The sequence below is a fragment of the Stakelama flava genome, from assembly GCF_019351405.1.
Lineage (GTDB): Bacteria > Pseudomonadota > Alphaproteobacteria > Sphingomonadales > Sphingomonadaceae > Sphingomonas > Sphingomonas flava_A.
In genome coordinates, this window is record NZ_JAHWZX010000015.1 from 40,681 (window position 1) to 51,823 (window position 11,143).

The 11,143-nt window shown below is 61.3% G+C and carries 6 protein-coding genes; all 6 read left to right on the top strand.

What is annotated here, in order from left to right; translation table 11 throughout:
• Nucleotides 1-30 precede the first annotated feature (30 nt).
• The 6 genes from KY084_RS13855 (at nucleotide 31) to KY084_RS13880 (ending at nucleotide 11,141) form a co-directional block, all read left to right on the top strand.
• Nucleotides 31-675 carry a TetR/AcrR family transcriptional regulator gene (locus KY084_RS13855; protein ID WP_219239074.1) on the top strand — a complete coding sequence of 215 codons (645 nt, stop codon included), beginning with the start codon at nucleotides 31-33 and terminating at the stop codon, nucleotides 673-675.
• Nucleotides 676-801: 126 nt separating this feature from the next.
• Nucleotides 802-2,043 (top strand): ROK family protein, encoded by a 1,242-nt coding sequence (locus KY084_RS13860; protein WP_219239075.1) that lies wholly within the window; start codon nucleotides 802-804, stop codon nucleotides 2,041-2,043.
• A 195-nt stretch (nucleotides 2,044-2,238) separates the two neighbouring features.
• Entirely contained in the window at nucleotides 2,239-4,620 is a 2,382-nt protein-coding gene (locus tag KY084_RS13865; RefSeq protein WP_219239076.1) for a GH92 family glycosyl hydrolase, read from the top strand.
• 140 nt (nucleotides 4,621-4,760) lie between these two features.
• Entirely contained in the window at nucleotides 4,761-6,701 is a 1,941-nt protein-coding gene (locus KY084_RS13870; RefSeq protein ID WP_343228028.1) for a glycoside hydrolase family 2 protein, read from the top strand.
• Nucleotides 6,702-6,933: 232 nt separating this feature from the next.
• Nucleotides 6,934-9,969, top strand: a complete 3,036-nt coding sequence (locus KY084_RS13875) for a TonB-dependent receptor (RefSeq protein ID WP_246587163.1) — start codon at nucleotides 6,934-6,936, stop codon at nucleotides 9,967-9,969.
• Between the two features lie 98 nt (nucleotides 9,970-10,067).
• Nucleotides 10,068-11,141, top strand: coding sequence for a glycoside hydrolase family 43 protein (locus KY084_RS13880; protein WP_246587164.1), 1,074 nt, complete (start codon nucleotides 10,068-10,070; stop codon nucleotides 11,139-11,141).
• Nucleotides 11,142-11,143: the final 2 nt, after the last annotated feature.

The window sequence follows — 11,143 nt, forward strand, 5'->3', positions numbered from 1 at the left end:
GGCGGGTCATGTTTGCGTAAGGCTGGCATCATGACCGATCCCGCCACCGCCAAAGGCCGCCGTGCGCGTGGGCCTAGCCCCGCGAAAACCGCGGCGACGCGACGCGCGCTGCTCGATGCGGCGCTGCACACATTCCTTGAATACGGCTTTGCCGATACGCGGATGAGTGACGTTGCAAAGCGCGCCGGACTGGCCAAAGGCACAATATACCGCCATTTTGACGACAAGACTGCGCTGTTCGGCGAGGTGCTGCGCACCATCATGGCGGGCGCGGCGGCCGGTAGCGCGCTACCGCGACCACGCGCGGAGGAGCATACCGGCGATTTTCTGCGCCGCGCGGTCCTGCCGATGCTGGCGCAATTACAGGCGAGCGGCATGATCGCAGTCCCGCGCCTTGTCGCCGCCGAAGGGCCGCGCTTCCCCGAACTGGCCGCCGTCTACCGCCGCGTGGCGATAGAACCGGTGCTGCGGATCATCCGGGTATATGCGCGGCGCGCCGAGCGCAGGGGGGAACTTCGCAGCGAAGGGCTGTCGCAAATGCCGATCCTGCTCGCCGCGCCCGTGGTCGTCGCGACGCTGTGGAACGGGCTGTTCGCTTCGGACGGGCAATTGGAAGTGACGGCGGTTTTCAGTGCCTGGATCGACCTGGTGTTCGGCAACAGCACGGCGCGATAAAGCATTGACAGTAACGGCGCGCGCGCGTTTACAAAAAAGAATTATTAAACCATTTTATTACAAGCGTGCGGCATCGAGGCGCCCGGGCATCGGGACTTCACCCTCCGCACTCGAAAGATCGCGTCCATGAAATTCACTGCGCCCGCCGACCCGGAAAGGCGTTCGAGCAACACCGGGGCCGATACCCGCGATGCGCGGCTGCGGCTGAGCCTGAGCGGCACCAATCTGGAACGCGCGGGTGATTACAACCAGCGTATCGTGCTTCAGGCAATTCGTCTGACGGGGGAGACCACGCGGACCGCGCTTGCTCGCCTTACCGGGCTGACCGCGCCGACCATCGCGAACATCACCGGCCGGTTGATGGAGCTTGGCTTCCTGAAACCCGCCGGGCGGTTGCAGGGAAAGCGCGGCCAGCCCGCGATGCGAATCGTCATCGATCCGGATGCCGCATTTGCAATCGGGCTGAACATTGATCGCGATCACATCACGATCCTTACCCTCGACCTGGCGGGCAGGGTGCGCAGCCGCCAGTCGCTGGAGATCGCCTTTGCCCTGCCCGCTACAGTGACCGACTATCTTCGCGACGTGCTGCCGGGATTGCTGGAGGCGGGCGGGATCGATCGCGATCGCATATTGGGCGTCGGGGTGGCGCTGCCCGACGATCTGGGCCGGATCACCCTGCCGCACCGGCCGCGGGAATATGATGCGTGGGAGGGAATCGACCTGGATGAATTGCTGGGCGACGTTCTACCCTGGCCGATCCATGCCGACAACGATGCGGCGACCGCCGCGCTGGGCGAGGCAAATCTGGGCAAGGGGATAGCGCTGCCCAATTTCTTCTACCTGCTGATCAGCGCGGGACTGGGCAGCGGGCTGGTCATCGACCGCAGCTATGTGCGCGGCGCCGATTCGCGATCGGGCGAGATATGGGCGATGCCCGATGCCACCGGCCCGCGCGGCACGAATATTCAGGATACGGTATCGCTGTCGGCGCTTTATGCCCGGCTGGAAGCGGCGGGGCACGAAGCGCGTCGGCCCGAAGAACTGTTAAACGCATCGCAGGAGAAACATGCGGTGATCGAACACTGGCTGGACGATGCCGCGCGCGTGCTGGTCCAGCCGCTGATCGCGGTCAACTGTCTGATCAATCCGTCGACCATCCTGATCGGCGGGCGGCTTCCCGCCCCGCTTGCCGACGCGCTGGTCGAGCGGTTGAACAAAAAGATGACCGATCTGCAATTGCCTGCCGTGGCGCCGGTGCGCCGCGCGGAAACGGCCAGCGATGCCTCTGCGATCGGCGCGGCGTTCATGCCGTTTCTCGACAGCCTGCTGCCGTCGGAATCGATCCTGATGCAGGCAGGGCGCTGATCCGGCGGGCAGCGTTTGCACGTTGCAGCCATTACGACTTCCAGCACGTTCCGGCGCAGCACGCGGCATCGCGCCCACCGACACCCAGTACCTGCGAAGCTAATTGACAAACAATTTGGAGTATTTAATTCTGATCGCCGACGCTGACACAGAATCAGCGCGTTAAAACAGGTTCCATGGGGGGAGCGAAACTGGATGAAACGCAGTGACCAGTGCGGGCGCAGGTCGCCCCGGCACGCAACGCCGTCTTTCCTGTCAGCTTCATTGGCGGTCATGTCGCTATGTCTGTCGACGCAAGCGCTTGCGCAGAAACGCGTTCGGGCCGATGACTCACCGGTAACGCTGGCGGACCCGCTGACCGGCACCGCGCCGCTCGATCGCCAGGCACTGATCGGAAATGCGCCGCCGCCCGGGGAACCGGTCTATTCGGGCCAGACATCCCCCGGCGCGCGCCTGCCCCATGCATCCGTCGCGGCATCGCCGGTCAACAACAATATCGAACTCAGCTATCCCAACGGCGTCCCGGTTCCCTATTACTACACCAATCCGACGATGATCGGCTTCACCGGCGGCGGCGGCTCCACCTATGGCGGCCATGCCGAACCGATGATCGCGCCGGTCGTCGGCGACTGGTCCCCGGCCCCTGCCAACCGGCAATCCTATTACGACAAATCACGCGAACATGCGGAACCGGGATATTATTCGGCGTATCTCGACAGTTTCGATACCAAGGCGGAAATGACCGCAACGCGGTGGGCGAGCATCATGCGCTTCACCTTTCCGCAAAGCGAACGGTCGAACGTCACCATCAATTTCCCGCGCCATGGGGGCGAGGTCGAAGTGATGAACGATACCATGATCCGGGGAAAGGCGCAGGATGGCGGCGGCACCGACGGCGCATATTTCGTCGCGAAATTCTCTCGCCCCTTTGTTGCATCGGGCACGTTCCGAAAGTCGCCGGGCGACAATGAAGGATGGGGCATCGGCGTCAGCGACATCGATCCGGGCGAACATCAGGTGGCGGGCAGCTATGCCGGTGCCTATGTGACGTTCGCCACCCGCGCTGGAGATCAGGTGCTAGTGAAGATGGCGCACGGCACCAGCTACGAACAGGCCGAGCAGCGGCTGAACGCCGAAATTCCCGGCTGGAATTTCGACGCGGTGCATGATGCGGCGCGTGACCAATGGGCGACGCTCCTGAACCGGGTGCGCGTGTCCGGCGGGACGGAGAAACAGCGAAGGCTGTTTTATTCCACACTGTTCCAGTCGTTCGCCAGTCCGCGCCTGATCGCCCAGAAGGGAGAGAAATTCACCGACGCCAACGGCAAGGTTCAGGTCGCTGCCCATGACCGCTACGGTCCGGTGCCCTTCTGGGACACGGGTCGCAACCAGATCGTCCTGCTGGAACTGATGGAGCCGCAGGTGGTGCGCGATATCATGGCGTCCGAACTCGACATGGCGCGCGAAAAGGGCTTCATGAACACCTCCTTCCACGGCGACAATGCGGTGTTCCTCTATCTGGGCGCGTGGGAACGCGGCATCGATTTCGATTATGCCGCAGCCTATCCCTATCTGCGCAAGAACGCGCTCGATCCGTCTGGACCGCGTGGATATCTCGACGAATATATGCGGCAAGGCTGGATTTCGGACATCGTGCCCGATCACAATCCCAGCCCGCCCTATGCCGGCGGCAAGGCGGGCGTCGCGACGACGCTGGAATATGCATGGGACGATTACGCGCTCGCCCGGTTCGCCCGAAAGCTGGGCAAGAACGATGATTATCGGCTATTCGCAAAGCGGGCCGGCAATTATGCGAACGTTTTCGACAAATCGATAGGCTTCATGCGCGGGCGCACTGCCGATGGCGCGTGGATTTCGCCGTTCGATCCGGCCGAGCCCTATTATAATTTCATGATGAAAGAGGCATCGGGCTGGTCGACGCTGTGGCTGGTCCCGCATGATGTTCAGGGGCTGATCAACCTGCTGGGTGGCCGCGACGCCTTCAACGCCAAACTCGACGCTTTCTTCAGCAAACCCTATCGCCCGACCGGCATCTGCCGCGACTGCACCGGCGTGATCGGGCAATATGTGCAGGGCAATCAGCCCGATCAGCAAGCGCCCTATTATTACGACTGGAGCGGCCAGCCCTGGAAGACGCAGGCGCTGGTGCGCAAGGTGCTCGATCTCACCTATGGCAGCGACGCCGCCGGGTACGGCTATCCCGGCATGGACGATCAGGGGGCGACCTCCTCCTGGTACGTGCTCAGCGCCATGGGGTTCTACCCCGTCGATCCGTCGAGCCAGACCTATATTATCGGCAGCCCCGTCTTCGATCACGTCGCGCTCGACATGGGCAATGGAAAGACGCTGGAGATCGAGGCGAAGAACAACTCCGCCGACAATGTCTATATCCAGTCGGCGACGCTGAACGGCCGCTCCTGGAACAAGCCGTGGTTTACCCATGACGATATCCGCAACGGCGCGAAGCTGGAGTTCGTCATGGGGCCTGAGCCGAACCGGCAATGGGGCGCCGCGCGCGATGCCGCGCCCCCGTCGATGACGTCCGTGAGCCACTGAGCACCCTGTTTTTGCGACCCGCTGGCCCCCTGCAAGCGGCAAACTGGAGCACGAAGGGGCAACCCTTCTTCCCGCACCCTTCGTGCTCCCATCTTCATCGCAAGGCGCCCGCTGATAATAGCCGCAAGGAGAGACGAACCGTGCTGAAACTATATGCTGCGCTTTCATTGCTGCTTGTCGCGCCCGTCGCCGCTGCGCAAACGCGGCAGCCCGATGCGGTCTATACCAGTGACCTCACCACCCAATGGGGCGCCAGGGTCACGCCCGACAATGTCTGGCAAAGCTATCCGCGTCCGCAGATGAAGCGCGAACGCTGGAAAAACCTGAACGGCCTTTGGGACTATGCGATCACGTCCGAAGCCACGCCGCAGCCCGCGAAGATGGATGGCGAAATCCTGGTGCCGTTTCCGGTCGAATCGAAACTGTCGCGCGTGGCGCGCGCGCTAAACCCCGACCAGCGGCTCTGGTATCGGCGCAGCTTCACCGTCCCCGCCGACTGGTCGGGACAACATATCATGTTGAATTTCGGGGCGGTAGATTACAGCGCGACCGTGCTGGTCAACGGGTCGGTGGTCGGCAGCCACAAAGGCGGTTTCGGGACCTTTGGCTTCGACATCACCGCCTATCTGAAACCCGGCGAAAACGAGCTGGTGGTTCAGGTGACCGACCCCACCAGTGCCGGGACGCAGCCGCGCGGCAAGCAGATCCTCGATCCGTCGGGAATCTGGTACACGGCGGTCAGTGGCATCTGGCAGACGGTGTGGCTGGAACCCGTGCCCGCGCTGCACATCGCCAATGTTCGCGCGACCCCCGATATCGACCGTGGCGTAATCGACGTCGCGGTGGCGTTGAGCGGCTGGGCGAGCGATACCGACGCGGTGCGCCTGACCGCGAGCGCCGACGGCAAACCGGTGGCATCGACTATCATCCGCGCCAACCGCCGGGCGACGCTTGCCATTCCCGATGCGCACCTATGGTCGCCCGACCATCCCTATCTTTATGATCTGAAGGCGGAACTGGTCAGCATCCGCGACCCCTATGCCGGGGAAAAGGATCGCGACCGCGCGGCATATGATGCGCGCTTCACCGAAGATGAGACACAGCGTTATGCCGACGCGACGATTGCCGGCGCGCCGCGTGACAGCGTCGATGCCTATTTCGCGATGCGCAAGATTTCCGTTGGACCGGGCCCGGTGCGCGGCCAGCCTGCGATCCTGCTGAACAACAAAGCCGTTTTCCAGAACGGTACGCTCGATCAGGGCTGGTGGCCCGACGGGCTTTATACCCCGCCGTCGGAAACGGCGATGAAGAGCGATTTGCTTTTCCTGAAAAAGGCCGGGTTCAACATGGTGCGAAAGCATATCAAGGTGGAGCCGGCCCGCTATTATTACGATGCCGACCGGCTGGGCATGCTGATCTGGCAGGATATGCCTTCGGGCGGGGGCGAGGACCAGTTTCTTGCCGGGACGAGCAAGTATCAGGCGGTCTTTTCGGATGATGCCATGGCACAGCAGCAAAAGGAACTGGCCGATATGGTCGGCGATCTGCGCGCCTTCCCCTCGATCGTGCTGTGGGTGATCAACAATGAAGGCTGGGGCGAATATAATTCGGCGGCGCTCGCCCGCTTCGTGAAGGGAATCGACCCGAGCCGACTGATCGACGCCGATTCGGGCTGGGTCGACACCGCGCCGGACGTGTCCGACGTGTATGACATCCACACCTATGAAGACGTTCCCAAGACCCCACCGCATATGGCGAACCGCGCAATCGTGCTGGGCGAATATGGCGGGATCGGGCTTCCTGTCGAAGGGCATATCTGGCGGCCGGGCAAGCGAAACTGGGGCTATCAGACCGCAACAAGCGAGGACGATTATGTCGCGCGCTTTTCGCGCAAGATGGCCGAGGTGATCCGCCAGGCGAAGGAAGCGGGGCTGAGCGCCGCTGTCTATACGCAGACCAGCGATGTCGAGGACGAAATCAACGGTCTGCTGACCTATGATCGCGCTCGCGCGAAAGCGCCCGCCGAAACGCTTTCGGACATCGCAGCGCCATTATGGGCGGAAAGCCCAAAAGATGACTGATTCGCGAACCTGAGGGAGCGCGGCAGAAGGCTCATGTCATAAGCATCAAATAAATTTCGCTTTATCAATGGTTTGCAGGCGTGTGAGGCGTGTAACAAATGTCACAAACATTCATTTGACAAATTGTTTGTTTTATCATGAAGTGATGGCGAACTGATCGGGCGGAAAGACCCGACAGCTAGTGTTACCGGGGGAGCGACCCGCTTTCCCGAACAACGGGAGGGAAGCGATAATGACCACAGGAAACTATCTGTTGAAGATGAGCGGGCGGCAGCGGGTGCTGCACCTGCTGATGCTGAGCGCCGGCATGGTCGTCGGCCTTTCCGGGACGGCGCGGGCGCAGGACAGTGATGGCGCAGCGCAGGCTGCCACCCCCGCGCAGAGCACGCCGACCCCGCCGCAAACCGGCGCTGCACAATCCACCGCTCCGCAATCGGCCAGCCCTGCTGATCAGGCAGGCGACATCGTCGTCACCGGCTATCGCCAGTCGATCGAAGCCAGCCTTGAACAGAAGCGCAACGCGAACGCCTTTGTCGATGTCATCACGGCGGAAGATGTCGGCAAATTTCCCGACAAGAACGTCGCCGATTCCTTGCAGCGCGTGCCGGGCGTCATCATCGACCGCGATGGCGGCGAGGGCAGCCGGGTCAGCATCCGCGGCCTCGGCTCCGATCTGGTGCTGACCGAACTGAACGGCAATTTCATCGCTTCGGCCGATAATGGCGGGCCGTCGCGTTCGTTCAACTATGTGTTGTTGCCGTCGAACCTGATCGGCAGCGTCGAGGTGTTCAAATCTCCCGAAGCGCGGCTGGACGAAGGCGGCGTCGGTGGCATCATCATCAACCATACGCGCCGTCCGTTCGACCTTGACCCCTGGTCGGGCAGCGTTTCGGCAGAGGGCACCTATTCGGACGTCACCGAAAAGTTCGAACCCAATGTTTCGGGGCTGCTGTCCTGGCATAATGAAGACAAGACGCTCGGCTTTCTGGTGGGCGCGACCTATCAGGTGCGCACCAACCGGACGCTCAGCAGCTATGCAAATTCATGGCACTGGTGGACCGACGACAAGAACGCGCAGCCGGCGGTCGACGTCAATGGCAATGTCCTGCCCAATCAGGATGCGGTATCCTATTGGAACAGCGGCGAAAACGCCGGAACGACGACTCAGGACGGAACGCATTACAGCGGCTATTGGGCGCCGCAGTCGGTCGGCGAAACCATTCTCGATCAAAAGCGCAAGCGGCTCGGCATTCAGGCCACGGCGCAGATGCGCCCCACCGACGATCTGCTGATCACCGCGAATTATTTCCGTTTTCAGCTGAACGGCAACTATACGTCGAGCACCATCAAGCTTCCCGAATGGGGCTATGGCAATTTCTTCACCGGCGCGACGCTGGACCCCAGCGGCACCATTTTCCAGAGCGCGGCATTCCAGGTGCCGGCCGAAGGAACCGGGTGCCGCGTGGAAGGCAATCTGTGCACGATGGAAACGCCCGCGCCGCAGGATACCTATACCCGCGAAAAGACCGTTTCAAACACCTATGACGTAACGGGCGAATGGACGCACGACCGGCTGCAGGTCAATTTCACGCTGGGCAAGACCTGGGCAAAGGGCGGACCGTCGTTCAACTTCTATGCGCAGGCCAAGCCGCGCAACGGTTCAGTGAACGGCAATATGTACAGCGCCTGGAACTTCACCGACCAGTCGCTGGCAATGGAATTTTCACCCGACGTTCTGCAAAACATGCTGAACGGCGTGGCGCAGATCGACCTTGGCTCAACCGGATCGGGCTTCACCAATACGAAGATTTCGCAGCGCTATGCGCAGGTCGACGTTACCCGGCATTTCGACAGCTTCATCGATTCGATTCAGGTCGGGGCGAAATGGCGCGACGGCAACATCAATCGCAAGACCGGCCGCTTCGAATGGTATTCGGACGATGCCAATACCCTGCGGTTCCAGGACACGCCCGGCGGCGCGCTGGCGCTGCCCGAATTCTTCTACGATCATTCGCTCGGCAATATCGCGGGCGGGTTCACCACCAACGTGTTCCCGGCGATCAATATCAAGAATTACATCGATTATCTGAACGACACGTATAACGGCCCCGTGCTGGTTCCCGAACCGCAGAACCTCTACAATATCGGCGAGCGGATATGGGCCGGTTACGCGCAGCTCAATTACAAGACCGATACCATTCGCGGCAATATCGGCGTTCGCATCGTCAATACCAAGCAGACGGGAACGTCGACCGACATCCTGTACTACGAAAACGATTACTGCGTCGACGGTCCCGACGGGCCGTTCGATCCGAACAAGCCGGTCGGCGAGGACGGCAACTGTCTGGTAATTCCGCAGGACCAGCGCGAAGTACGCGTGTACAGCCCGAACAGCGAATCAAAAACCTATACCGACATCCTGCCAAGCTTTAACATCGCATGGAACGTGACCCCGGACCTGCTGGTTCGCGGCGAAGTTTCAAAGGTGATTTCGCGCCCCGGCTATGGCGACCTTGCCGGGTCGCGCTCGCTGACCTTCAACGCCGATCCGTTTGTTTACGACCGCGCGCAGTTCGGCGCGCTGCCGGGCTGGTTCGGCGGTGGCGGCAATTTCGACCTGAAGCCGTTCAATGCATGGCAGTATGATGTCGGCGTCGAATGGTATTTCCACCCCGGTTCGGTGGTCGGCATGACGCTGTTCCGCAAGGATGTGCATGATTTCATCGTGCCGCTGGTACTCGATCTGCAACAGGAGGTCGCGGGCGAGACGGTGACGGTGCAGCAATATTCGACTCAGGCGAACGGTTCGTCGGCGGTGTCGCAGGGTGTCGAACTCTACGCCCAGCATACGCTGGACTTCGGCCTCGGCGCACAGGTGAACTTCACCTATAACGACACATCGACCGCGGACATCAGTCTGGATGGCGAAAAGGTCGGTTCCTCACCGCTGGTCAACAGTTCGAAGACGCAGGTCAACGCCTCGATCTTTTACGAACATGGCCCGGTCCTGCTGCGCGCGTCATACAACCGGCGCGGCGAGGTGGTGCGCGGCCTGTCGTCGGGTCTGAACGTGTATGACGATCCGTATGAGCAGGTCGATCTCAATGCATCCTACGACATCTTCAAGAATCTTCAGCTGACCGCCTCTGTCATCAACCTGACCAAGTCGGAACAGCGTTCGCATCTGGGCAACGACACGAAGGACCGGTTCATTTCGAACGTCTATTCGGGTCGCCGCGCCTATGTGGGACTGTCGTTCAAATTCTGACGGCTGCCCGCGTAAGAATGCCGGGGCGGGGCGTCTTGCCGACAGGTAAGCCGCCCTCCCCTCCCTTTTCGAGCATAGCCGTGGGGAAGATGCGCGATATGAGGACGATGTTCAGGATATTGACGGCCGGGGCGGCACTTGTCGCCGCTGCGCTGCCCGCAAGCGCAAAGAACCCGATCGTGAACGGATGGTACGCCGATCCTGAAATTCGCATTTTCAACCATCGCTACTGGATTTACCCGACCTATTCCGACGATTATCGCGCGCCCGACCGGTCACCGCATTTCACCGACGCGCAAAAAACGTTGCGTGAAAACAAGATGGTCCGGCCATCCTATGGCATTCAGACCTTTTTCAATGCCTTTTCCTCGCCCGACCTGGTGCACTGGACCAGGCACGAGCATGTTCTCGACATCGCTAATGTTTCATGGGCGGCCTACGCCGTATGGGCACCCTCGGCGATCGAGCACGACGGCAAATATTATCTCTTCTTCGGCGCCAACGATATTCAGACGGATGGCGAGAAGGGCGGCATTGGCGTCGCGGTGTCGGACAGCCCAGGCGGCCCGTTTCGGGACGCACTCGGCCATCCGCTGATCGACGCGTTCCACAACGGGGCGCAGCCGATCGATCCGTTCGTATTTCGCGACGATGACGGGCAATTCTACCTATATTATGGCGGCTGGCAGCATTGCAATGTGGTACGCCTTTCCGACGATCTGCGCTCGGTCGAACCGTTCCCCGATGGCAGCACGTACCGGGAAATCACCCCGCCCGGCTATGTCGAGGGTTCGTTCGTCATCAAGCGCAAGGGCGTCTATTATCTGATGTGGTCTGAAGGCGGCTGGACGGGACCCGATTACAGCGTCGCCTATGCCATGGGCCCCTCACCCACCGGCCCGTTTCGGCCGATGGGCAAGATTCTGGAACAGGATTTCAAAATCGCGCGCGGCGCGGGCCATCATTCGGTGGTCAATATTCCGGGCACCGATGACTGGTACATCGCCTATCACCGGCGTCCGCTGGACGAAACGAAGGGCGAGCATCGCCAGCTCGCGATCGACCGGATGGAATTCAATGCCGACGGCACGATCCGGCCGGTGCGAATGACGAACCGGGGCGTCGCGCCGCGCCCGCTGCCACGCGGCGTGGAAAAGGGAGAAAGCAAGTGAGA

Bases quoted from the DNA above. Each gene is read 5' to 3' on its own strand.
- KY084_RS13855 (WP_219239074.1), top strand. From the start codon at position 31: ATGACCGATCCCGCCACCGCCAAAGGCCGCCGTGCGCGTGGGCCTAGC.
- KY084_RS13860 (WP_219239075.1), top strand. From the start codon at position 802: ATGAAATTCACTGCGCCCGCCGACCCGGAAAGGCGTTCGAGCAACACC.
- KY084_RS13865 (WP_219239076.1), top strand. From the start codon at position 2,239: ATGAAACGCAGTGACCAGTGCGGGCGCAGGTCGCCCCGGCACGCAACG.
- KY084_RS13875 (WP_246587163.1), top strand. From the start codon at position 6,934: ATGACCACAGGAAACTATCTGTTGAAGATGAGCGGGCGGCAGCGGGTG.
- KY084_RS13880 (WP_246587164.1), top strand. From the start codon at position 10,068: ATGAGGACGATGTTCAGGATATTGACGGCCGGGGCGGCACTTGTCGCC.